Source organism: Streptomyces sp. NPDC002779 (assembly GCF_042888685.1).
Taxonomy (GTDB): domain Bacteria; phylum Actinomycetota; class Actinomycetes; order Streptomycetales; family Streptomycetaceae; genus Streptomyces.
The window spans coordinates 432,385-454,791 of record NZ_JBIAQC010000005.1; the positions used below are offsets into that span (position 1 = coordinate 432,385).

Here is a 22,407-nt window from a genome sequence, read left to right on the forward strand (position 1 = left end):
CGAAGGTCTGGCCACCACGACACTCAACTCCGGCGGCGCAGGGCGATCTCCGTGAGCTCGTCGATGTCGAACTCGGAGCGGCCGGGGGAGCCGTAGCGGGTGATCTTGCCGCGGCTCACCCACTTGCGGATCGTCGCCTCGGACACCCCCGCGGCGAGCGCGGCCACCTTGGTGGGCACCAGCCGGTGGCGTGGTGGTCTCGTCATGCGCCGACAGCCTTCCGCCGCCGCTCCATGAGCGGGCGCAGGGTGATCCACTCGTGCATCTCCCAGGTGTGCCCCGCTGAGCACCGGATGCTCGTCCGGTCCCCGGCCGGCCGCGGCGACGTCGTGATCCTTCCGGCGCAGTCGGCCACCACGCACTCCCGGGTGACCACCTGGGACTCACCGGGCTCCGGGTCGATCGTGCGCAGCAACTCCCGTCGCAGCGCGTCGATCTCGTCCGCGAAATCGGCCGCGGGCGGCTGTCCGGTCAGCCACGTGAGGTGGCGCAGCAGGAAACGGGACAGGTCCGGCACCGAGCGGGCGGGGGCGGCACCACCGAGTTCGTCGGTGACGTACCGCGCCCACGACTCCAAGATGGCGAGGATGTTGTGCCGGGCGTCCAGCGCGGACATGTTCAAGCGGTCCCGGCTCCGGCTCCCCGAGACCCGGGTGTGGTGCGGCCGCCGGGACGTCGGTAAGACGTGGTGCAGACTCTCCTGGTAGAGACCGGGCAGCGCGCGCAGATCACCTTCCAACTGCCGGACACGCGAGGCGCAGAGACCGGATTCGATCGCCCCGCCTGGTTCCTGGAGAGAATTCTTCGGGCAGGCATGAGAATCCATGCGATTCCTTTCGGAGGCGGGTTGTCCGTCGGCCGTCTTGAATGACGTGAACCGTCCCAGTGGATTTGCACAGCCGTGGGCGAGGCGAAGGCTCGTGGGAAGAGCGGAAAGTCGCGGCTGAAGATCTCGAATTCGGCCCCGGGCGCACTGGGAGATTTCCACGGGGCGGTTCGGGGTGTCAACGTTCTGTATCCGCGGTCGATCGGCGCTAAAGGGGAACTCCAGATTCACCCTGCGCGGCCCGCTCCCATGCCCGTCATCCGAACCCCCAGGAGATATCCGTGACTTCGGACATCAGCACCGACACCGCCCAGGAGGCGGACGCTCTCCGCGCGGACCTGCTCCGCCGCGTCGAGGACAGGCTGCGGTCCCTCCTCGCCGCCGAGCGCGATCTGTGGGCCGGGGTGCACGAGGGGGCGGTCGTCCCCATCGACGCGCTGTCCGCGCTGATCGCGTCGGGCGGCAAGCGCATCCGGCCCGCCTTCTGCGTCACCGGCTATCTCGCCGCCGGCGGCGACCCCGACGACCCCGGGATCGTGGCGGCCGGCGCCGCCCTGGAGATGCTGCACCTGTCCGCCCTCGTCCACGACGACGTCCTGGACGACTCCGGCACCCGGCGCGGCGTGCCCACCGTCCACACCACGTACACACGCCTGCACGGCAGCCGCGGCTGGCAGGGGGAGTCACGCCGGTACGGCGAGGGAGTGGCCCTGCTCGTCGGCGACCTGGCGCTCGTCTACAGCGATGAGCTCATGGCGCGGGCACCGGGCCCGGCGCTCCCGGAGTGGCACCGGCTGCGCTCCGAGGTGATGATAGGCCAGTACATGGACGTCCACGCGGCGGCCGAGTTCTGCGCGGACCCCCGCACCTCCCGTCTGATCGCCCGCATCAAGTCCGGCCGGTACACCATTCACCGGCCCCTCGTGGTGGGCGCGGGCGCGGCGGGCCGCGGCGACCTCGCCGCCGCCTTCGAGGAGTACGGCGAAGCCGTGGGCGAGGCGTTCCAGCTGCGGGACGATCTGCTCGACGCCTTCGGTGACTCCGCGGACACCGGCAAGCCCACCGGCCTGGACTTCACCCAGCACAAGATGACCTTGCTGCTCGGCTGGGCGATGCAGCGCGACGAGCACATCCACACCCTGATCACCGAGCCGGGCCACACCCCCGACGAAGTGCGCCGCCGTCTGGTGGACACGGGTGTGCCGCGCGACGTCGAGCGGCACATCGACGGCCTCGTCGAACGGGGCCGCAAGGCCATCGCGGACGCCCCCCTCGACGAGGTGTGGCGAACGGAACTGGCGGACATGGCCCACCGCGTGGCCTACCGCACATCCTGAGCCCACCCCCTTCCGCCCCCGCCCAGCGCCGCCTGAACAGCGTCGATGGCTGAAGCTCCCCGACGGGGGATACGGTGGCCCCCATTGGCGGTTGGTGGGGACGAAGGGACATGGCACGTGGCCTTGAGGGCGCTTCGGTCGGCATTGGAAGCCCTGTACGTCAGGCGGCTGGCGCGCAAGCTGGAGGGCAAGCCACGACCACGGCATGTCGCCATCATGCTGGACGGCAACCGGCGTTGGGCCCGCGGCGCCGGGCACGACGACGTCCGTGAGGGCTACCGCGTGGGCGGCGCGAAGGTCGGCGACTTCCTGCGCTGGTGCGACGCCGCCGACATCGAGCACGTCACGCTGTGGATGCTGTCCGACGACAACCTGCACCGGCCGCCGGCCGAACTCGGGCCCCTGCTCGAGATCATCGAGGAGACCGTGGCGAGCATCTGCGCGGCCGACGAGGACTGGCGGATCGACGTCATCGGCGCACTCGACCTGCTGCCGGGGGAGACGGCCCGGTCCCTGAAGGACGCCGTCGCGGGCACCACCGGCCGCGGCGGCCTCAAGGTCGACGTGGCGGTCGGCTACGGCGGGCGCCGCGAGATCATCGACGCGGTGCGCTCCGCCTTCGACAAACACATCTCCGCCGGCGGCGACCCGCGCGAACTGGCCGAGAACTTCGACCTCCAGCACATCTCCGACAACCTCTACTCCCCGGCGGGCCCCGACACGGACTTCATCATCCGCACCTCGGGCGAACAGCGGCTGTCCGGCTTCCTGTTGTGGCAGTCCGCCTACGCCGAGGTGCACTTCGTCGAGGTCCTGTGGCCGGCCTTCCGCGAGATAGACCTGCTGCGCGCGCTGCGTTCGTACGCCGTCCGGGACCGCCGCTACGGCAGGTGACCCGGACCCGGGCCGCACCACAGCACCGCTCTACCGGCGCTCCAGATCCGCTCCCGATACTCGGTAGCAGCACTGGAGCGGGGCCTGGCCCCACAGGTCGATCCGAGGGGATTGCTGTGTCCAACCCTGAAGCGGTACTGGCCCGGATGCGCGAGTACATGGTGGGACCGACCCGGTTCATGACCCTGTACGCCTGCTTCGAGCTCGGCATCGTCGACGCCCTGCGCAAGGAGGGCGCCCTGACCGCGGCCGAGCTCGGCGCGGTCGTGGGCGCGAAGCCCGACGCCGTGGAGCAGGTGCTGCAACTGCCGCTGAAGGAGGGCTTCGTCGCCCTGGACGAGACCACCGGCGGCTACACCCTCGCCGCGCTCGCGGACGTCCCGGAGGCCGACCTCCAGCGCGTCCTGACCTTCATGGGCATGATCAAGACGGGCATGATGCGGCAGCTGTACTACCTGCCCGAGTCCATCTCGACCGGCAGTGCGGTCGGGCTCAAGGAGCTCTACGGCTTCGAGGGCACGATGTTCGAGGCGGCGGCCGTGGTCCCGGAGGTGCGCTCCGCGTGGGGGCCGCTGGCGCAGAACGAGACGGCCAGTGTCTATCCCTGGTTCTTCCGCAGCTTCGACGTCCCGGCCGGGGCGCGGGTGCTCGACGCGCGCGGCGGCAACGGCCTCGGGGCCGTGATGACCTGCCAGTTGAAGGGCTCGCCCGGCCTACGGGTGACCACCTTCGACCAGCCCGCCCTGGAGGCCGCGTGCCTGCGGACCTTCGCGGAGCACGGGCTGACGGAGCAGTGCTCGTTCGTGGCCGGTGACGTCCTCGAGTCCCTCCCGGGCGGCTACGACGTGGTGCTGCTCAAGCACTTCGTGGACATGTACGACAAGGACGAGGTCCTCACCATCCTCAGGAACGCCCACCGGGCGCTGGAGCCGGGCGGGCAGGTCGTGGTCCTCGCGCCCGTGTACCCCGAGGACATCACGGACCCCGACGACCTCCAGGCGGACTTCTTCCCGGCCTACATCCTCGGCTGTGTGGTGGGGCGCGGCGGGCTGCAGAAGCTGTCCACGTACCGGAGCTGGCTGGAGGAGTGCGGGTTCGAGGTCACGAAGGTGACCGCCAAGGATCCCGCCGACATCCCGGCGGACGCCATCGTCAACCGTGTGGTCATCTGCGCCGTGAAGCGGGACTGAGCAGGCCGGACGCCTGCCGCGGCCGGTGCCCCGGGCACCGGCCGCGGCCTTGGCCTTCAGGCGGTGTAGAGGTCGAACGTGGAGCTGCGGCGCGGTCCGGCGACGACGTCCAGCTGGGGGTCGACCACCAGCATCGCCTGGTGCAGCCGCTGCACCCGCGGGGACGGCTCCACGCCCAGGCCCTCGATCAGCCGGATGCGCAACGTCCGGTAGACCTCCAGGGCCGACGCCTGCCGGCCCGAGCGGTACAGCGCCACCATGGCCTGCGAGTGCAGGCCCTCGTGCTGCGGGTAGCGTGCCGTCAACTCGGTCAGTTCAGGGATGAGTTCGGTGTGCCGGCCGAGCCTCAGATCGGCGTCGATCCGCCGCTCGACGGTCCCGAGGCGGCTCTCCTCCAGCCGCATGACCTCGATCCGCAGCACCGGCCCCACCCGTACGTCGACCAGCGCCGGTCCCCGCCACAGCGTGAGCGCCTGCCGGAAGCGGTCGGCCGCGACGGTGTCGTCGCCCGCCTCGAACGCCGACCGGCCCTCCGCGACCCGCCGTTCGTAGGCGTGCACATCGACGCAGTCGGGGGGAATCGCCAGCACATAGCCGCCGTGCCGGGTGGCGAGGACCTCCTTGGCGGGCGTGTCGGGCCCCATGGCGCTGCCCAGGCGCCGGCGCAGCTGAAGGATGTACGTCTGTAAGGTCGCCAGCGCGCTCTGGGGTGGTGTGCTCCCCCACAGTTCTTCCATGAGCGTGGAGACGGGTACCACGCGTCCCGGATACAGGGCGAGCAGGGACAGCATCTGCCGGGGCTTGCCGGCCGTGGGAACGATCGAGTTCCCGTTGATCTCGGCGCACAACGTGCCCAGGACCTGGAACTTCATGTTCTCCCCCGTACGTCGTCGAGTCCTTCTCCAGTGGGTCGTCCCGTGACCGGAACGCGAGGCTCCTTCGACCCCGGCCCGGAGGAATGCCGACGCGAGGTGATGTGCGTCGAGGGGGAGGGCAACCCCGGGCAGGGGAGTGGTCGCTCGGCAGCGGTCGACGGGGCAGTGCCCACACGGTGTCTGGCGTGGCCGGATCATTCCGGTGCGTACGCCGACCAGTGTTGTCCATGCGACTTGGGCCGGACTGTCGACCGGCTTGGCGCTGACTTGGCGTGGACTGGGCGCGGACCGGCGCGCGGCACCGGCCCGGGACCGTTCGGGCGGCGGGGACGAGCGGCCGACTAGGCACTTTCCCGGCGTTCGGGCGATCAGGGGCGCGAGCGGGCATATGCCGGGTCCGAGCGGAGTCCGCGCATCCGCCAAGTCGGCCTCAAGGCGCGCCGGACTCCCGCTCGACTTCCCCGGACCGGGTGCGAGGGGTGCGGGCAGGCCGAATCATGTCGGCGTGCGCGGCGGTACGGCCGCGGCGCGGATCCGGCGCAGGAGATGGGCCCGGCGCAGCCGCCCGATGCTCTGGTACAGCACCTCGGCGGTCAGCGCATGGGTGAAGGAGTACCAGCCCAGCCGTTGCGGGTCCTCGCCGATCAGTCCGGCCGCCACGAGCGCGTCGACGGCCTTCAGGGCCGCCTCGATCTCCAGCGAGGCGGCCTCCGCGACGACGTCGACGGCGAAGGCGCGGCCGGCGACGGAGGCGACCGACAGCAACTCCGCGGCGACAGGGCCCAGGTGGGCGACCCGTCCGAGCACCACCTCTCGGACCGGCCCCGGCACCGCCGGTGCCCGGCCCCGGCCCTCCTCGCCGTCGCTGACCTTGAGCAGCTCGCGCAGGTAGAACGGATTGCCCCCGCTGCGGTACCGCAGCTCCTCGGCGGCGGCCCCGCTCACCTCCCGCCGGAGCATCGCGTGCACCAGGGTCCGGGTCTCCGCGCCGGTCAGGCCGTTCAGCTCCACCTGTGTCATCTCCGCGCGGGCCAGCGCGGCCGAGGTCCCGGCCAGGGCCGCCGCCTCGTCGGATCGGTAGGCCACCGCCACCAGCAGACGGCTCGTCCGCACCGACTCGGCGAGGTGGGCCAAAAGCCGCAGTGAGCCGGGGTCGGCCCGGTGGAGGTGATCGAGCACGATCACCAGGGGCCGGGCGTGCGACGCCCCGGTCAGGTACTGCACGATCGCCTCGAACCGCCGCAAGGTGGCCGCGTCCGCGTCGGCGCCGTCCAGCGGCTGCCGTGTCTGTCCGTCGAGCACCTCGGCCACGGGGCCCGGGACCGGGCGGCGCGGAAGGTGCGTGCCCGCCGTCCCCAGCACCTGCTGCCAGGGCCACAGCGGCGGAGTGGGCACATGCCCGGGACAGGCACCCCACAGCACCGGCGCCGTGAGGCCCAGTTGGGCGAAGCGCCGCAGCAGGGCGGTCTTGCCGACGCCCGGTTCACCGGAGACCGTCACCACCTGGCCCCGCCCGCGTGCCGCCTCGGCGCACACCGCGGCCAGGTGCCGCAGCGCCTCCTCACGGCCGACGAAGATCTCCTCGTCCGTCTCCGGCACGGGCCGCGGCGGCGCGGGCGCGGGGACCCGGGGGGTGGCCGGGGGCCTGCGCGGGGCCGTCGGGGCCGGGGCGGGTGGCGGACGCCAGTCCAGCGCCGGGGCGTGGCTCAGGATCTCGCGTTCGAGATGCTGCAGCGCCGGCCGCGGATCGATGCCCAACTCGTCGCCCAGCCGGCGCTGGTTGGTCCGCAGCACCGCCAGGGCGTCCGCCTGCCGGCCGGCTCGGTACAGCGCCAGGCTCAGCAGCTCGCAGCCGTACTCGCGCAGCGGGTGGGCCTGCATGAAGGCCTCCAGCTCGGCGACCGCCACCTCGTGGGCCCCGACCGCCAGCAGCGCGGCACAGCGGCCCTCGACGGCCGACAGCCGCAACTCCCCGAGCCGTGCCACCTCCGCCGCCACATGGACGGAGTGCGACACCTCCGAGTAGGCCTCGCCCCGCCACAACGCCAGCGCGGCCTCGAACTCGCTGAGCGCCTCCTGCGGGTCACCCCGGTTCCAGGCCTGCCAGCCCGCCTTGGCGCGCCGTTCGAAGAGGTGGACGTCCACCTCGACGACGTGGCCGTCCAGCAGATAGCCGCGGTCGTTGGTGTGCAGGACCCGCGTCGGGGTGCGCGGCGCCCGGCCCGGTTCCAGCGCCCGGCGCAGATTGGCGACGTAGGACTGCAGGGACGTCATCGCGGACGGCGGCGGGCTGCCGGCCCACAGGGCCTCCAGCATCACGTCCACCGGTACCGGCTGGCCGAGGCGGCTGACGAGTAACGCGACCAACTTGCGCTGTTTCGGCGCCCCGAGATCCACCGGCCGGCCGGCGACGGTCGCTTCCAATGGGCCCAGCGCTCGGAATTCCGCCAAAGGGGGTGCAATGCCATGCATTTTGGTTGGTTGCGCTTCGGTCCATCGGATGAATTCCGACGGGGCGTCGAATGATGTCGCGAATAATTCCACGTCGGCCATGTCAAGTTTGAGTATGTTTATCGAATAGACCGATGTCAAGGTCGGGTTACGAAGTGGTGCCGGGCGTGCACCCATTTCCGGGGCCGATAATCTCGCCGTGCGCCATCCGGTACCCGAGTTGAAAGCGGTGCTGGGCGCCGTACTGCTCGCGCAGGGACGCGATGTGTCCTTGCACGGACCGTAGGCTCATGCCGAGGCGGCGCGCGATCGCCTTGTCGGAACGGCCCTCCACCAGCAGCGCCTTGATGGCCTGGCGGACGTCGGGTACGACCTCGCGGGCCGCGTCCGCCGCCCGCACCGGGCGGAACGGGAACCGCTCGGCCCGTACCCAGGCCTTCTCGAACACCCCCCGCAGGAACGCGACGACGGCGCCGTCCCGGATCAGTGCCGCGCTGTGCGGGTGTTCACCGCCGGGGATGAAGGCGATCTCGCCGTCGATCAGGATCAGCCGGTCGAAGAACTCCGGGAGCGTGCGCACGGCCACGTCACCCTGGGCCATGACCTGCTGCACGTATTTCTTCGTGGGCTCGGAGAAGCGGGCGCTGTGCTGGAAGAGCGTGCGCAGCGCGACTCCGCGCGCCAGCGGGTCGCGGACGGCCGCGTGCAGCAGGTCCAGTGCGGCTCCGGGGCCGGGTTCGTCCGGCTGGGCCGTGAGGATCTCCCGCTTCGCCCGCCACAGGGCGTCGCCGATCGTGTCCTGGACGGTCTCCGGGCCGTCGATGTACCGGATCCGGCCGGGGGCCCCGGTGTCGGCGCCTTCCACCAGCAGCAGGTGGCCCGCGGTCTCGGTGGCGTACCGTTCGAGGCTGCCGAGCGTGTCGGCGATCCGCAGCAGGGATTCCAGCGGTGTGTCGGCGGGGGACAGGGTGTCCCGGGTCTGCCCGCTGCCCGCGCTCATGACGTCATCCTTTCCCCCGTTTCCCCGCACCCCGGCGGTTGCCGTCCCCTCAGATCCTTGGTGAACGCCCCCGGCAGGCGCAACCGAGAAGGCGGTCACCCCAGTGATCCTGGCTCGAAACTCTAGAACCGGCGCCGTGGCTCAGTAGCCCGGCTCCTTCGCCAACTCCTCGCGGTGGCCCGCGATTTCGGGCTGGTAGACCCGGGCGTCCCAGTCCTGCGGCGGGACCGGGACCAGGGCGATGGAGACCACCCGCTCCTCCACCTCGAACGCCTCCTGCACGGCGGCCGTCACCTGCTCCACGAGGTGGAGCCGCTGCTCGGCGGTGAGGGTCGCCGGAAAGTGCTGAATGGTCACGTGAGGCATCAGGCCGTCCTTGTCCAGGGGGTCGCGAGTCGAGGGATGGCGCGCCGGAGCGCCTTGACCAGTTCGTCGACGCCCGGCTCGCGCAGCGCCCCGTAGTGGTCGGTCTCCAGTTGCACGATCGTGGGCGGGGTTGCCGTGCGCCCCGGTGAGCGTTCCAGGAAGGAGGGTTCGTCCCCGGCGGCCCGGAACACCGTGACGGGCGCGGCCACTTGGCGTGCGGCCGGGTCATGGGTGAAGCCGTACGTACGCCGTACCACGGCGATGACACGGCGGATCAATCCGCTGTCCAGCTGCGGGAAGCGTCGCTCGACGAACCGCGCGAAGCTCTCCTCGTCCGCGCACTCGCGCAGGCACTCCTCGACGGCCGGGCCGCGGGCGGTGCCGGCGAAGACGGAGAAGAGGAGGGTGGTGAAGACGGGATCGGTGAAGTCGGCCACCGGCGAGGGCCGTGGGGCGCCGGCCGGCCGCGGCGATCCCGGGGCCAGCAGCAGCACCTGCTCCACCCGGTGCCCGGCCTGCTCCAGCTGCCCCGCCGCCTCGAACGCGACCCGCGCGCCGAAGGAGTAGCCCCACAGCGTGTAGGGACCCCGCGGCTGGACGCGCCGCAGGGCCGCGACATCGGCGGCGGCCATCTCCTCGACGGACGCCAGCGGCGACTCGCCCTCATTGACGCCGTGCGCCTGGATCCCGTGGACCGGCCGCCCGCCGGGCGCGCGGGCCGCGAGCAGCCGCAGGTTCATCGTCACCCCGCCGAGTCCCGGCCAGCAGAACACCGGCGGCCCGCTGCCCTCGGAGCGCAGCGGTGTGATCCGCGAGGCGGGCGCCGCGGCGCGCGCGCTCACCGCCTCGGCCAGCTTCGCCACCGTGGGTGCCTCGAACAGCACCTGGAGCGGCAGGGCGCAGCCGAAGCTCTCATTGATCCGCTTGACCAGGCCCACCGCGATCAGCGAGTTCCCGCCGAGCGCGAAGAAGTCGTCGTGCACGGAGACGAACTCCCGCCGCAGGGCCGTCCGCCACAGAGCGCCGAGCCGTGCCTCGACGCCGTTGCGCGGCTCCACCACGGGACGGGCCCGGGCCGCCGTCCGGTCGACCACCCCTTCGAGGGCCTTGGTGTCGAGCTTACCGTTCGGGGTGTGCGGCAGGGCGGGCAGCACCAGGATCCGGCTGGGGAGCATGTACTCGGGCAGGGAGGCGACGAGATCGTCCCGGATCAGCTCCTCCGGCCCCTTCATGTGCACCTGGTCCTCGTGCATGCCCTCGTGGCGGACCTGTTCCTCGCTGATCGTGCCGCCGACGCAGAAGTACGAGGGCCCGGTGGGCCGTCGGGCCGTCCGCAGGATCGCCGTCATGCGGCGGGCGGCGGGCAGGTCGTCACCGGTGCGGGAGCTGTACCCGGCGGGCATGAAGCCCAGGTGGACGGTGTTCGACATCAGGCGCTGCAGTTCACGGCCGAGGTCCAGGTAGCCCAGCCGCTCCCGGCCCTGCTCGGCGGCCCGGCTGACCAGGGTGATGCCGAAGCCGGAACGGTCGTAGGCGGCCTGGTTGATGGCGATCACATGCCGCTTGAGCACCAACGCGTCGCTGACCCGGTGCAGTTCGCCGTCCCGGTACAGGTACTGGCCGCTCGGCCGTCCCGCCTCGCTGCCCGGAGGGAACTGCACGTAGATGTCGAGCGCGCGGTGCTCGGGTTCCGGCGTCCAGGGCACCAGGTCGAACGAGCCCAGGCCGAAGTCGTCCTCGGCGCAGCCCAGCAGGCGCGGCAGGCCGGTGTCGTGCGGCGTCTCGGCGAGGGCCAGGCCATGGGCGGGCAGCACCTCGTCGAACAGGCCGGCCATGTGCCCGGCCTCCATCTCCAGGACCTCCTGGATGTTCTTCTTGTACACCGGCTCGATCGCCGCTCTGCGACCGACGAAGTGCACCCGGTGCCGGGCCCGATCCACCGCGGCAGGGCGGATCAGCACCAGTTCGTGCCGGACCGGGTGGTAGTAGTAGTGGCCCGGCGCCACACCCTCGATGCCGCTGAGCTCCAGGTAGAGCTGTACCGCGTACAGGGATCCAGGGGAGGCGTACGCGTACTTCGGCAGCAGCCGCTCCGCGCTGAGGTGCTGCCCGAAGTTGCGCAGGACCGCGCCGAGTTCGGGCAGCGCCAGCTCCTCCGGGTGGCGCGATCCGGCTCCCCGGGCGCGCCGGCCGAGCGCCGACAGGACGTCCGTGACCTTCAGCGGGCCGCCCTCGTAGAAGCGGTACGTCTTGCGGGCGAAGGCCCGGCGCCGTGCCTCGGGGTCGGCAGTGGCGCCGGGCAGGGGTAAGGCGGGACGGCCCCGCAGATCGGCTTCGTCGCGGACGCCCGGGTCGGACAGCTGGGTCCGGACCTGGAGCCTGGACGCCTTCGACACATGGTGTTCGCCGAACTCGCCCTGGTCCATCAACGCCGCCTCGCGGGCGCTGAGTTCGACGCACGCGACCAGGTGCTGGGCCCGGGTGCGCGGGTCTGTGCGCAGCAGGACGGCGGCGTTGCGCACCCAGTCGTGCGCCTCGACGGCCAGGCGTATCTCGTCCAGCTCGATACGGAAGCCGCGCAGTTTGACCTGGTTGTCGACGCGGCCCGCGAACTGGGCGGTGCCGTCCGGGTTCCAGCGGGCCAGATCGCCGGTGCGGTACAGCCGTTCCCGGCCGTCGGGCGTCGTGAAGCGCTCGGCGGTGAGCTCCGGACGGTGCAGATAGCCGCGCGCCAACTGCACGCCGCTGATGTGCAGTTCACCCGTCTCACCCGGCGCCACGGGGCAGCCGTCGGCGTCCAGGATGTGATAGCGCAGACCGGTCACGGGCCGGCCGATCGGCACGGTCTCGGGGCCCTCGTCGAGGGCGGCGGGGTCGACGAGATGGGCCGAGGTGTTGATGGTGCACTCGGTCGGGCCGTACAGGTTGACCAGTGCGGTGTCCGGCAGGGCCCGCGTCAGCCGCCTCGCGAGCGCCCGGGACAGTGCCTCGCCGCCGCTGAAGAGGTGGGTGAGCGACGTGCAGCGGTCGAGTTCGTCGGTGTCGACGAGGGCCTGCAGGAGGGTGGGCACGCACTGCAGGGCCGTCACCTCGTGCCGGGTGACGGCCTCGACGATGCGCTGCGGATCCCGGTGGATGCCGCCGGACCCGACCACGACCCGGCTGCCGCAGGCGGCGGCCAGCAGCTCCCACTGCGCGGCGTCGAAACTGATCGGCGTCTTGTGCAGCACGGTGGTGTCGGCGCCGAGCGAGAACGTGCCGGCGAGCCAGCGCATCTGATGCGCCAGCGCGCGGTGCTCGATCGCCACACCCTTGGGCTTGCCGGTGCTGCCCGAGGTGTAGATGACGTACGCCAGGTCCCCGGGCCGCGGCCCCTCCGGCAACCCGGCCGGGTCCGAGCCGGAGCGGCGCTTCCTGAACTCCACGACGTCGTCCGGACAGATGACGACGGCGTCGGAGGCGAGCACGTCCGCCAGCCGGCCGCGCAGGTCGTCCTGGGTGAGCACGACGCTCATCCGGGCGTCCCGCGTGACATGGCGGATGCGCTCCTCGGGATAGCCGGGCGAGAGCGGGAGGTAGGCCCCGCCGGACCGCAGCACCCCCCAGGCACCGATCACCAGGTCCAGCGACGGTTCGATGAAGAGCCCCACGCAGTCGTCCGCGCCGACGCCGAGATGGTGCAGATATCGCGCCACGTCATCGGCCTGGTCGGCCAGCTCGCGGAAGGTGAGCGACTCGCCCTCGTGCACCACGGCGATATCGCCCGGACGGGCCCGGGCCTGAGCGGTCAGCAGGTCAGGCAGGCATGCGCCGACGTCTTCCTGGCTCTTCATCTACGTACCCCCGTGCTCGGACGGCTCTTCGACCTCCGGCACGAACGTACGTATCCGCGCCAGAAGCGACGGCGCGAGCGACCCCCGCAGTCGATGCAGTGCGGCAACCCGAACCATGGGTCGCGTGGCCGCGCGGACCCGGAGCGCCGGATTCTGGGCCAGCATGTGCTCGCGGAGGGGGCCGCACCGAGCCCCCGGCAGGTGTATCGAGCAGAGCCGATCCGGAGGGGCCCCGTGACCGACTTGTCGACCGGCAGTGTCGTCAGCTCACTCGAGGAACTGGTGGGCAACACCCCGATGCTGCGGCTGAGACTCGCCGGGCTGCCCGACGACGCTCATGTGCTGGCCAAGCTGGAGGCGGCGAATCCGCTGTCCAGCATCAAGGACCGGGCCGCCCTGTTCATGCTGCGCGCCGCCGAGCGGGCGGGCACCCTGCGCCCCGGCGGGACCGTCATCGAGTCCACCTCCGGCAACACCGGCATCGCCCTGGCCGCCCTGGCCGCGGCCCGCGGCTACGGCTGCCGCATCGTGCTCCCCGACAACGCCTCCCGCGAGCGCCTGCTGACCCTGCGCATGCTGGGCGCCGGCATCGAACTCACCGACCACACCCTCGGCTTCGCCGGCTGCGTGGAGCGCGCCGAGGAACTGCACGCCGAGACCCCGGGCTCCTGGTACGCGGCGCAGCACGTGAACGCCGACAACGTCCGGGCCCACTACGAGACGACGGGCCCGGAGATCTGGCGGGACAGCGGCGGCCGCGTCGACCACCTGGTGTGCGCCGTCGGGACCGGCGGCACCCTGACCGGAGTCGCCCGCCGGCTGCGCGAGCACAACCCGCGGCTGAACGTCGTGGCCGTCGAACCCGCGGGCTCGCCCCTGCTGTCCGGCGGAGCACCGGGCCCCCACCGCATCCCCGGCCTGAACGGCGGATTCACCAGCCCGGTCACCGACGTCACGCTGATCGACGAGGTGATCGCCGTCGAGGACGAGGACGCCGCGGCCACCACCCGCGCCCTCGCGGCCGCCACCGGAGTGCTGGTCGGCGTCTCCTCCGGCGCCGCCGCGTACGGCTGCCTGGAACTCGCGCGCCGGTACGACCTCTCGGGCGCCACCGTCGTCACCGTCTTCCCGGACAGCGGAGAGCGCTACCTCAGCTGGTGGCCCGAGGCACAGGAGGTGCCCGGCACGCCGGACGCCCCGACGTCCTGAGCGGTGCCCGGCGAGCCCGCACCTCACAGTTCGCCGCGCTGTCTCGTCGGACTGACAGGCGCACGGACGCCCAGCCCCGCCCACCGGAACGGAGCCCCACCGACCCATGACTCCCGAGCGTTGCCTGCTCCTCGTCGGCGCCACGGACGAAACCGTCGCCGCGGCAAAGGAGTTGGGCCTGCACGTCCTGCTGCTGCAGCACCCCACCAAGGTCAACGCCGAGCAACGGCGCCTCGCCGACCACGTGGAGGTCCTCGACTACACCCGCTGGGACCTGGTGGAACCCGTCGTCAAGCGGCTGTGGGACACCCCCGGCTTCACCGCCGCCGTCTCGATCACCGAGCCGGGCCTGGAGAACGCGGCCCGCGTCAACGACCTCTTCGCTCTGGGCGGCACCGGCTACGAGGTCACCCGGCGCTTCCGCGACAAGGCCGCCATGCGCGCCCACCTGGCCGGCACCCCGGACGCCGTACACGTCCAACTCCTGCGCGAACGAGCCGACTTGGACTCCTTCGGCGAGCGCCACGGCTACCCCTTCATCGTCAAGCCGACCGACGCCACCGCGAGCATCGGCGTCCACCGCCTCGACGGCCCCGCCGACGCCGACCACGTCTGGGCCGGCGTGCGCCGGCTGGCGGGCACCAGGACGGACCGGGTCTCGACCCTGATGCTGCTCCAGGACTTCCTGATGGAGGAGTACCTCGACGGCCCCGAGTACAGCGTGGAGTCCTTCAGCTCCGCGGGCCGTCACGTGGTCATCGCCGTCACCGAGAAGTTCACCGACCCCGCGCACTTCGCCGAACTGGGGCACGCGGTCCCCGCCCGGCTCGGCGCGGCGGCCGAGGAGCAAGTACGGGCAGCCGTCGTCGCCTTCCTGGACCGGCTCGGCATCAAGGACGGCGTCTGCCACACCGAGCTGCGGATCGGCGCCCGCGGCCCCCGGGTCGTCGAGAGCCACAACCGGATCGCCGGCGACGCCATCACCGACCTGGTCCACAGCGTCTACGGCATCGACACCGTCAAGCTCGCCCTCGGCGCCCCCTTCGGCCTCGCCGACGCGCTTCCCGACCGGCCCGAGGCGCACGGCGGAGCCGCCGTACGGTCGGTGATCGGACGGCCCGGCGACCTCGTGGAGTCCGTCGACGGCGTGGCCGAGGCGCAGGCCCTCGCCGATGTGCTCGCGGTGCGCGTCAGCGCCCGGCCGGGGCAGACGGTACGGCCGCTGCGGGACAACTGGGACCGCCTCGGCCTGGTCGCCGTCACCGGCGAGGACACCACCGCGGCGATCCGGCGCGGCGCCGAACTCATCGGGACCGTGCTGAAGGTACGGCTGAAGGACCCCGACGGGCGGCCCCGCCTGGCCCAGGCGGCCCCGGTGAACGACGGGACGGTGACCACGGCATGAGCGTGCTCGTCCTGCACCGCAACCCCCTCGCCGCCTTCCCCTACCGCCGCTGGCTGAGCGGCGACGCCCCCGGCCTCGACGACCGCACCCCCTACCCCGGCGACATCGTCGTCCTCGCCGCCCGCGACAAGATCGAGTCGGCCGGGGAACAACTCCCCGGCGACCTCGACCACGACTTCACCCACCTCGAACTCTTCGACACCCTCGACGACGAAGCCGTGCCCGCCCGCGCGCTCGCCCTCGCCGAGCGGCACCGGATCACGCACGTCATCGCCCACCACGAGGCGGACCTCGCCCTGGCCGCCCGGCTGCGTGAGCGCCTCGGGCTCGACGGGGCCCGCGGCGCGGACATCCGGCCGTTCCGCGACAAGGCCCTGATGAAGAGACTGGCCGGGCAGGCCGGCATCGAGGTCGCCCCGCACACCGTGCCGGGCAGCGCCCAGGAGGCCCGCGACTTCGCCGCCCGGCACGGCTTCCCGGTGGTCCTCAAGCACCGCGAGGGCTACAACTCCATCGGTCTCAGCATCGTCGCCGACCGGGACGAGCTGGAAGCGCGGCTCGCGCCGGCCTGCCGGGGCGGGCCGCGGGACGACCTGCTGATCGAGGCGTACGTGCCCGGGCGGATGTGCCATGTCGACGGACTGGTGGTGGACGGCCGTACGGTGGCCGCCTGGCCCTCGCAGTACCAGTACGACCTGGCCTCCTTCGGCGTCGACCCCGGCCCCCGCGTCGACCTGACCCTGGACGCGGCCGACCCGCTCACCCCCCGGCTGCTCACGCTGGTCGAGCGGACCCTGGCGGCGCTGAAGCCCGAGGGCTCCCGGCTGCGCACCCACGCCTTCCACGCCGAGGTCTTCCACACGCCCGACGACCGGCTGGTGCTGTGCGAGATCGCGGGGCGGTCCGGCGGCGCCAAGATCCGGGAGGTCTTCGAGATCCTCTTCGGGATCCAGCTCGCCGTACAGGTGACCCGTGCCGAGGCGGGGCTCTCGCTGCCCGCGGTCGAGGGCGCCGTGGACGAGCGGGGACTGCTGCGGCCGCGGTGCATGTCGGGACAGGTGCTCACGATGAAGCGGCCCGGGCTGGTGCGCTCGCTGCCCTCCGTGCCGGACGAGGAGTGGGTGCGCGGCTTCTGGCTCTTCGCCGAGGAAGGGCAGGTGATCCCCCCGGCCGCCGGATCCGCGGACTTCCTCACGGCGGCGGTGGGTTCGGCACCGACCCGCGCCGAGTGCGAGCGCAGACTGCGGGCGCTCGGTGCCCGGATCGTCGCCGAGACGAAGATCGTGCCGGCGGCCGGGGACGGGGAGGCGTGATGCGGCGGTACCTGTCGTCCGTCCGCTTCAAGTACATGGCGGGCATGGTCGTCGACGCGACCGGCAGCGGCATGTACCTGCCGCTGTCGCTGCTGTACTTCCACCATGTCACCGGGCTGCCGCTCACCGAGGTCGGGGCCATCGTCACGGCCGCCTCGGTGATCGGCCTGATCAGCAATCCGGTCGCCGGCGTGCTCATCGACCGCTTCAGCGCCCGGACCGTCCTGGTCGGCGGATACGTGCTGCGCGCCTCGGCGTTCTGCGCCTATCCCTTCGTCGACAACGGCCTGGCCATGTTCGCGGTCGTGCTGCCGGTCGCCCTCGGCGACACCTCCTACCCGCCGGCCATCCAGTCCTTCGTCGCGGAGATCGTGCGGGGCGCCGAGCGGGACAAGCTGCTCGCCCTGCAACGCAGCCTGCGCAACGCCGGGATGGGCCTGGGCGGCCTCCTCGCGGGCGCGGCCCTCGCCCTCGACGACTCCGGGTTCTACGTCGTCGTCCTCGGCGCCGCCGCCGGCTATCTCCTCGCGGCCGGGCTGATGAGCACGATCCGCCCCCAGGCACCGGCCCGGCCGGCGGGCGGCCGCGTCTCCCGCAAGGGCGGCTACCGGATGGTGGCCCGCAACCGGCCCTTCCTGAGCCTGACCCTGCTGAACATCCCGACGGCCTTCGCCTACATGGTGCTGGCCGTGGCGCTGCCGGTGTACCTCACCAGTGAACTCGACGCGCCCGTCTCACTGGTGGGCATCGTGTACGCCGTCAACACGGTCGGCATCGCCGTGCTCCAGATCCCGGTCACCCGGCTCCTGCTCAGGTACCGCAGAACCCGCGCGGTGGCGCTCGGCGCGGGCATCTTCGGCCTGTCCTTCGTCACCTTCGCCGTGCTCGGCGGGCTGTCGACCGGGGCGGCCCTGATCGCCGGAGTGTTCGCCGCGACCGCCCTGTTCACGGCGGGCGAACTGCTGCACGGCGCCACGGCCTCCGCGCTGGTCGCCCAGGCCGCGCCGGAGGAGACCCGGGGCCGTCATCTCGCCGTCTACCAGCTGTCCTGGGCGGTGCCCATCGCGCTGGCGCCGACCGTGCTCACCGCCCTGCTCTCCCTGTCGGCCACCGGTATGTGGCTCCTGCTCACGGCGGGCGTGGCGGGCTCCGCGCTGGGCGTACTGCGCCTCGAACGCCGGCTGCCGCAGGCCGCGGTGCACCCGCTGCCGCCCGAGCCCGGACCGGCCGTACCCGAAACCCGCCCCACCGGAAAGGTTGCGTGACCCCATGGGGATGTCCAGTTGGCGCCTGCTCGGCGCGGAGGACCCGGAGTTCGCCCGGGAGGAGGTCGCCGGACAGAGCGGGCTGGTCAGTCAACTGCGCCCGCTGATCACCGAGTTGACCGCACCCGGCGACCTGGTCCTCGACCCCTTCGCCGGATGGGGCACCACCCTCGTGGCCTGCGCCGCGGAGGGGCGGCTCGGGGTCGGCCTGGAGATCAACCCGGCCCGCGCCGAGGAGGCACGGCGACGCGTCGCCCGCTACCCCGACCAGCGCATGCTCTGCGGCGACGCCCGCAAGCCGCCGCTCGACCCCGGCAGCGTGGACCTCGTCCTGTGCGACCTGCCGTACTTCGGCACCGCACTGGACCTCGACGACCCCGACCCGGGCCAGATGTACGCGCTGCGCGACTACGACACCTATCTGACGGCACTCGACGAGGCCTTCGCGGCCGTCGCGGCGGTGATGCGGCCGGACGCCTACGCCGTCATCGCCGTCCAGAACCGGCGGATCGGTGACCGGTTCGTCCCGCTGGCCTGGGACGCCGCACGCGTGCTCGGCCGCCATCTCACCCTCGGGGACGAGCGCGTCCATCTCTACGACTGGCCGGTCAAGGACGACGACGACCCGATGCGCACCAACCGCTCGCACGAGTACCTGCTGATGGCCCAGAAGTGCGGCGACCCGGCGCGGTAGGCGTCAACTCTCGCGCCACAAGCGGAGCTTGTCGGGGTTGAGCACCGACCAGATCTGCCTGATCCGGTCGCCCGCGACATCGAACGCCAGCACCGACACCGGCACGCCGTCCACCTCGGCGACCAGGCCCGGCTGGCCGTTGACCGTGCTCTCCGCCAGCCTCAGATCCGGCACCACGTCCATCCGCCCGGCGAAGAACCGCGCGATCTGCTCGGCGCCCTCGATGGGGCGCAGCACCGCCTGGACGAGGCCGCCGCCGTCGCCGGTCGCGGTGGCGTCGGGGGCCAGCAGCCCGATCAGGGCGTCGATGTCCTTGGACTCCCAGGCCGCCTTGAAGGCCCGCACCATGTCGGCGCTCCGGGCCGCCGGGGCCGCGGCGGTCTGCGAGGCGCGGATCCGGCGGCGCGCCGACGAGGCCAGCTGCCGGCACGCGGGCTCGCTGCGGCCGACGATCGCGGCCACCTCGGCGAAGGAGTACCGGAAGACGTCGTGCAGGATGAACGCCACGCGCTCGGCCGGGGTCATCAACTCAAGGACGACGAGGAAGGCCATGTTGATCGACTCGTCGAGGGTGACCCGGTCGGCCGGGTCGACCGCCGTACCGCCGCCCCACCGCCCGCTGATCCACTGCGTGTCCGCGGGCAGCGGCTCCGGCACCCACTCACCGACGTAACGCTCCCGCCTGGCCCGGGCCGAGCCGAGCAGGTCCAGGCAGATACGGCTGGCGACGGTGGTCAGCCAGGCACCGGGCGACTCGACGGCCTCCCGCTCCGGCGCGGACATGGCGTACCAGCGGGTGTACGTCTCCTGGACGACGTCCTCGGCCTCGGTGAGCGAGCCGAGCAGCCGGTAGGTGAGATTGAGCAGCTGGCGCCGCTCGCTCATGATCGCGCTCAGGCCCGGATCGTCGGGCCGGATGTCCTCGGCCCCGGATGCGTCTGTCATGGTGTCGCCGACTCCCTCGGTCGCTCCGCCCCCGTTCGGTCCGACGACACAGGGCCCCGGAGTGTGAGGCGGGCGCCCGCCTCACATTTCGCGGGGCTGCGTCGTCGTACCCGGTGAACGGAACACTAGCCAGGTGACCAAGGAAGGCAACCGATGTCGGAATCCGTGAATGTCTCGATCATCTACTACAGCGCCACGGGCAACGTACACGCGCTGGCTCAGGCGGCGGTCGAGGGTGCGGAGAAGGCCGGCGCGCAGGTGCGCCTGCGCAAGGTCGCGGAGACGACTCCGCAGGAGGTCATCAACCTCAGGCAGGAGTGGGTCCAGCACCTCCAGGACACCGCCGACGTCCCCCAGGCCGGTCACGACGACCTGGAGTGGGCCGACGCGGTGCTCTTCGGCACGCCCACCCGCTTCGGCAACCCGGCCAGCCAGCTCCGGGCGTTCATGGAGACGACCGGGCCCCTGTGGTTCCAGGGCAAGCTCGCGGGCAAGGTGTACTCGGCCTTCACCGCCTCCAACACCGCCCACGGTGGCCAGGAGTCCACCCTCCTCGCCCTGGGCAACACCTTCTACCACTGGGGCGGCATCATCGTGCCCCCCGGCTACACCGACCCGATCCAGTTCCAGTCCGGCAACCCCTACGGCACCTCCCACGTGGCCGGTGCGGGCGCGCCGGGCGACGTCCAGTTGCAGGCGGCCCGGCACCAGGCCCGCCGTACCGTGGAGATCGCGGCGGCGCTGAAGGCGGGGCGCGCGGCGGCCTGACCCCCGGCTGCGCCGCATGAGACCGGGCAGGCAACCGCGGAGCCTGCCCGGCCTCATGCGCTTCGCTCGTGGGGAGTCACGCGAGGAGCGAGCGGCCCGTGGGCGCCAGCCTCAGTTCCTGGGGGGCCGCGGACTGCTCCCGATCGAGGGCGGGGAGGATCTCGTCCCGCACCCGGGCGTGCGCCCGTACCCCGGCCCGGTGCTTGTGGTGCGCGCCCTCGTCGGGGTACGAGGTGAAGAGCGCGGCGGTGTTCTCGCCGGTACGGACCGGCAGCCGGGGGAACGTGTTCGGCGCGTCCTCGGTGGTCAGGAAGGCGAAGGGCGCGGGACCCGTTTCCGCGAGCGCGGGCAGCATGCCGTCCCGGACCAGCGCCACGCCGTCCTGCCGGCCGGACGGGAAGGACCACACGGTGGCGGACACGAACCGGTCCGGCGCGGGCGCTCCCACCGGCGGCCGCCCGGAAGGGTCGTAGGAGAACCCGGCCTTCTCGGGGCGCAGCAGCAGGACGTCGTCGGAGTCGAGCATGGTGTCGTTGGCCCGCGGGCCGTGCTCGGCCCAGACGGGGCCGCCGTAGAAGTCGGTGAGCCCTCGGTGGCGGGCCGTCATGTCGGAGAAGCCGCGCAGCCAGACGAAGCGGTCCGGGTCGTCGAGGTCCCGGAACTGTCCGAGCACCATCATCCCCACCTCCTCCTGGGACTCCACGAACTCCCGGTCGAACAGCTCGATGAGCTCCTCGCGCCGCCCGGGACGCAGCGTGTACTGGCGAAGTTCGATCACGGCAGGCAGGCCGGCGAGGTCGGTCGAGGGCACGGCGGGGCTCCTGTTCGGTGCGCTGCGGGATACGCGATGCCGGCCACGGGCGCGCTGAGCCGGGCCGCGGACCGACGGTAGGGCAGCACTGTGACAGAACCTGTCAGGGTTTCCGGGGGAGAATGCCGCCATGTCCGCCGGCCGACTGCTGTCGGTGCTGCTGATGCTCCAGTCCCGGGGCCGCCTGACCGCACAGGCGATCGCCGAGGAGCTGGGGGTGTCCGTGCGCACCGCATACCGTGATCTGACCCGTCTGCAGGCCGCCGGGGTGCCGGTCTACGCGGAGCCGGGCCGCCGGGGCGGCTACCAGCTCCTCGACGGCTACCGCACCCGGCTGACCGGGCTGAGCGAGGGCGAGGCGCGGGCCCTGTTCCTCGCCGGACTGCCCGGCCCCGCCGCCGACTTGGGCCTCGCGGGCGAGGTCACGGCGGCCCGGCTGAAGCTGCTGGCCGCGCTGCCCGCCGGACTGCGCGAGGAGGCGGCACGGACCGCGGCGGTCTTCCATCTGGACGCCCCCGGCTGGTACCGGGAACCCGAAGGGGCACCGCACCTGCCCCTCCTCGTAGAGGCGGTGCTCACCCGGCGCGCGGTGGACGTGCGCTACCACCGCTGGCGCGCCCCGCAGGAGGTGAACCGCCGTCTGCACCCGTACGGGCTGGTCCTCAAATCGGGCACCTGGTACCTCGTGGCCGCCTCCCCGAAGGGCGTCGCGACCTACCGTGCCGCCCAGATCCTGGACGCGGCCCTGAGCGACGAACTGTTCGACCGGCCCGGCGACTTCGACCTGGGCGCCTACTGGAGCGCGTACCTCGACGACTTCCAGGCCCGCCGTCACACCGGTACCGCCACCGTCCGGCTGTCCCCCCGGGGCCGTGAACGCCTGCCCGACAACATGCCCCCGGAGGTGGTGCGGGCGGTCGACGCCACCGCCAGGGCCGTGGGCGACGACGGCTGGTGCGAGGCGGTCATCCCGACGGAGAGCGTCCCGCATGCCTGCGGTGAGCTGCTGCGGCTCGGCGCCGACGTCGAGGTGGTCGCGCCCGCGGAACTGCGGCAGGCCATGGCGTCCACCGTGGAGGTCCTCGCCCGGGCCTACGGCGTGATGTCCCGTGAGGCCGGCCGCTCGGAACAGCCGAAACCGACTGCACGACCCAGTTGACCAAGGCAATCGAGGTGCCCGATCCGGCCATTGGACCGGGCACCGAAACCGCCCCCCGCGCTCACC

At 72.3% G+C, this 22,407-nt stretch carries 19 protein-coding genes; 10 read left to right on the forward strand and 9 right to left on the reverse strand.

Going from position 1 to position 22,407, the window contains the following annotated elements:
* Positions 1–23: 23 nt before the first annotated feature.
* Both ACFYW5_RS17395 and ACFYW5_RS17400 read right to left on the reverse strand, forming a co-directional pair.
* Positions 24–206, reverse strand: coding sequence for a hypothetical protein (locus ACFYW5_RS17395; protein ID WP_389417851.1), 183 nt, complete (start codon positions 204–206; stop codon positions 24–26).
* Positions 203–616 carry a hypothetical protein gene (locus ACFYW5_RS17400; protein ID WP_389417852.1) on the reverse strand — a complete coding sequence of 138 codons (414 nt, stop codon included), beginning with the start codon at positions 614–616 and terminating at the stop codon, positions 203–205. The genes ACFYW5_RS17395 and ACFYW5_RS17400 overlap by 4 nt, the downstream gene beginning before the upstream one ends.
* A gap of 491 nt (positions 617–1,107) precedes the next feature.
* On the opposite strand from ACFYW5_RS17400, the gene ACFYW5_RS17405 reads away from it, so the two are divergent.
* The 3 genes from ACFYW5_RS17405 (at position 1,108) to ACFYW5_RS17415 (ending at position 4,247) form a co-directional block, all read left to right on the forward strand.
* Positions 1,108–2,163 (forward strand): polyprenyl synthetase family protein, encoded by a 1,056-nt coding sequence (locus ACFYW5_RS17405; RefSeq protein ID WP_389417853.1) that lies wholly within the window; start codon positions 1,108–1,110, stop codon positions 2,161–2,163.
* A gap of 123 nt (positions 2,164–2,286) precedes the next feature.
* Complete coding sequence (locus ACFYW5_RS17410) at positions 2,287–3,057, forward strand: isoprenyl transferase (RefSeq protein ID WP_351981600.1); 771 nt, start codon at positions 2,287–2,289, stop codon at positions 3,055–3,057.
* Positions 3,058–3,173: 116 nt separating this feature from the next.
* Positions 3,174–4,247, forward strand: a complete 1,074-nt coding sequence (locus ACFYW5_RS17415) for a methyltransferase (RefSeq protein WP_389417854.1) — start codon at positions 3,174–3,176, stop codon at positions 4,245–4,247.
* Between the two features lie 56 nt (positions 4,248–4,303).
* On the opposite strand, the gene ACFYW5_RS17420 is transcribed toward ACFYW5_RS17415, so the two are convergent.
* The 5 genes from ACFYW5_RS17420 to ACFYW5_RS17440 all read right to left on the reverse strand — a co-directional run bounded on the left by ACFYW5_RS17420 (position 4,304) and on the right by ACFYW5_RS17440 (position 12,772).
* Positions 4,304–5,119, reverse strand: a complete 816-nt coding sequence (locus tag ACFYW5_RS17420; RefSeq protein ID WP_389417855.1) for a BTAD domain-containing putative transcriptional regulator — start codon at positions 5,117–5,119, stop codon at positions 4,304–4,306.
* Between the two features lie 498 nt (positions 5,120–5,617).
* Positions 5,618–7,750, reverse strand: a complete 2,133-nt coding sequence (locus ACFYW5_RS17425) for a BTAD domain-containing putative transcriptional regulator (RefSeq protein WP_389417856.1) — start codon at positions 7,748–7,750, stop codon at positions 5,618–5,620.
* Positions 7,722–8,573 (reverse strand): LuxR family transcriptional regulator, encoded by an 852-nt coding sequence (locus ACFYW5_RS17430; protein ID WP_389417857.1) that lies wholly within the window; start codon positions 8,571–8,573, stop codon positions 7,722–7,724. Before ACFYW5_RS17430 ends, ACFYW5_RS17425 begins: the two co-directional genes overlap by 29 nt.
* 141 nt (positions 8,574–8,714) lie before the next feature.
* Entirely contained in the window at positions 8,715–8,939 is a 225-nt protein-coding gene (locus ACFYW5_RS17435) for a tautomerase family protein (RefSeq protein ID WP_389417858.1), read from the reverse strand.
* Entirely contained in the window at positions 8,939–12,772 is a 3,834-nt protein-coding gene (locus ACFYW5_RS17440; RefSeq protein WP_389417859.1) for an amino acid adenylation domain-containing protein, read from the reverse strand. Before ACFYW5_RS17440 ends, ACFYW5_RS17435 begins: the two co-directional genes overlap by 1 nt.
* Before the next feature lie 234 nt (positions 12,773–13,006).
* On the opposite strand from ACFYW5_RS17440, the gene ACFYW5_RS17445 reads away from it, so the two are divergent.
* The 5 genes from ACFYW5_RS17445 to ACFYW5_RS17465 all read left to right on the forward strand — a co-directional run bounded on the left by ACFYW5_RS17445 (position 13,007) and on the right by ACFYW5_RS17465 (position 18,658).
* The gene (locus ACFYW5_RS17445; protein WP_389417860.1) at positions 13,007–13,981 is read left to right on the forward strand and encodes a PLP-dependent cysteine synthase family protein; all 975 of its coding nucleotides are present in this window, start codon (positions 13,007–13,009) and stop codon (positions 13,979–13,981) included.
* 106 nt (positions 13,982–14,087) lie between these two features.
* Positions 14,088–15,386 (forward strand): ATP-grasp domain-containing protein, encoded by a 1,299-nt coding sequence (locus ACFYW5_RS17450; RefSeq protein ID WP_389417861.1) that lies wholly within the window; start codon positions 14,088–14,090, stop codon positions 15,384–15,386.
* Positions 15,383–16,699, forward strand: coding sequence for an acetyl-CoA carboxylase biotin carboxylase subunit family protein (locus ACFYW5_RS17455; protein WP_389417862.1), 1,317 nt, complete (start codon positions 15,383–15,385; stop codon positions 16,697–16,699). Before ACFYW5_RS17450 ends, ACFYW5_RS17455 begins: the two co-directional genes overlap by 4 nt.
* Positions 16,699–17,964, forward strand: coding sequence for an MFS transporter (locus ACFYW5_RS17460; RefSeq protein ID WP_389417863.1), 1,266 nt, complete (start codon positions 16,699–16,701; stop codon positions 17,962–17,964). The genes ACFYW5_RS17455 and ACFYW5_RS17460 overlap by 1 nt, the downstream gene beginning before the upstream one ends.
* A 4-nt stretch (positions 17,965–17,968) precedes the next feature.
* Complete coding sequence (locus tag ACFYW5_RS17465; RefSeq protein WP_389417864.1) at positions 17,969–18,658, forward strand: TRM11 family SAM-dependent methyltransferase; 690 nt, start codon at positions 17,969–17,971, stop codon at positions 18,656–18,658.
* Between the two features lie 3 nt (positions 18,659–18,661).
* Here ACFYW5_RS17465 and sigJ read toward each other — a convergent pair whose 3' ends face one another.
* Positions 18,662–19,603 carry an RNA polymerase sigma factor SigJ gene (sigJ, locus tag ACFYW5_RS17470; protein WP_389417865.1) on the reverse strand — a complete coding sequence of 314 codons (942 nt, stop codon included), beginning with the start codon at positions 19,601–19,603 and terminating at the stop codon, positions 18,662–18,664.
* Positions 19,604–19,756: 153 nt separating this feature from the next.
* Between sigJ and wrbA the strand changes: the two genes are divergently transcribed.
* Positions 19,757–20,371 carry an NAD(P)H:quinone oxidoreductase gene (wrbA, locus tag ACFYW5_RS17475; protein ID WP_389417866.1) on the forward strand — a complete coding sequence of 205 codons (615 nt, stop codon included), beginning with the start codon at positions 19,757–19,759 and terminating at the stop codon, positions 20,369–20,371.
* 76 nt (positions 20,372–20,447) lie between these two features.
* On the opposite strand, the gene ACFYW5_RS17480 is transcribed toward wrbA, so the two are convergent.
* The gene (locus tag ACFYW5_RS17480; RefSeq protein WP_389417867.1) at positions 20,448–21,182 is read right to left on the reverse strand and encodes an NIPSNAP family protein; all 735 of its coding nucleotides are present in this window, start codon (positions 21,180–21,182) and stop codon (positions 20,448–20,450) included.
* A 130-nt stretch (positions 21,183–21,312) separates the two neighbouring features.
* Here ACFYW5_RS17480 and ACFYW5_RS17485 point away from each other — a divergent pair, with 130 nt between their 5' ends.
* Positions 21,313–22,341 carry a helix-turn-helix transcriptional regulator gene (locus ACFYW5_RS17485; protein WP_389417868.1) on the forward strand — a complete coding sequence of 343 codons (1,029 nt, stop codon included), beginning with the start codon at positions 21,313–21,315 and terminating at the stop codon, positions 22,339–22,341.
* Positions 22,342–22,407 lie beyond the last annotated feature (66 nt).

What these genes read in the sequence shown, in the direction of transcription:
- ACFYW5_RS17455 (WP_389417862.1), top strand. Translation starts at nt 15,383, where the DNA reads ATGAGCGTGCTCGTCCTGCACCGCAACCCCCTCGCCGCCTTCCCCTAC.
- ACFYW5_RS17400 (WP_389417852.1), bottom strand. Translation starts at nt 616, where the DNA reads ATGTCCGCGCTGGACGCCCGGCACAACATCCTCGCCATCTTGGAGTCG.
- wrbA (WP_389417866.1), top strand. Translation starts at nt 19,757, where the DNA reads ATGTCGGAATCCGTGAATGTCTCGATCATCTACTACAGCGCCACGGGC.
- ACFYW5_RS17440 (WP_389417859.1), bottom strand. Translation starts at nt 12,772, where the DNA reads ATGAAGAGCCAGGAAGACGTCGGCGCATGCCTGCCTGACCTGCTGACC.
- ACFYW5_RS17460 (WP_389417863.1), top strand. Translation starts at nt 16,699, where the DNA reads ATGCGGCGGTACCTGTCGTCCGTCCGCTTCAAGTACATGGCGGGCATG.
- ACFYW5_RS17425 (WP_389417856.1), bottom strand. Translation starts at nt 7,750, where the DNA reads ATGGGTGCACGCCCGGCACCACTTCGTAACCCGACCTTGACATCGGTC.
- ACFYW5_RS17450 (WP_389417861.1), top strand. Translation starts at nt 14,088, where the DNA reads ATGACTCCCGAGCGTTGCCTGCTCCTCGTCGGCGCCACGGACGAAACC.
- ACFYW5_RS17435 (WP_389417858.1), bottom strand. Translation starts at nt 8,939, where the DNA reads ATGCCTCACGTGACCATTCAGCACTTTCCGGCGACCCTCACCGCCGAG.
- ACFYW5_RS17395 (WP_389417851.1), bottom strand. Translation starts at nt 206, where the DNA reads ATGACGAGACCACCACGCCACCGGCTGGTGCCCACCAAGGTGGCCGCG.
- ACFYW5_RS17465 (WP_389417864.1), top strand. Translation starts at nt 17,969, where the DNA reads ATGGGGATGTCCAGTTGGCGCCTGCTCGGCGCGGAGGACCCGGAGTTC.
- ACFYW5_RS17430 (WP_389417857.1), bottom strand. Translation starts at nt 8,573, where the DNA reads ATGAGCGCGGGCAGCGGGCAGACCCGGGACACCCTGTCCCCCGCCGAC.
- ACFYW5_RS17420 (WP_389417855.1), bottom strand. Translation starts at nt 5,119, where the DNA reads ATGAAGTTCCAGGTCCTGGGCACGTTGTGCGCCGAGATCAACGGGAAC.
- ACFYW5_RS17485 (WP_389417868.1), top strand. Translation starts at nt 21,313, where the DNA reads ATGTCCGCCGGCCGACTGCTGTCGGTGCTGCTGATGCTCCAGTCCCGG.
- sigJ (WP_389417865.1), bottom strand. Translation starts at nt 19,603, where the DNA reads ATGACAGACGCATCCGGGGCCGAGGACATCCGGCCCGACGATCCGGGC.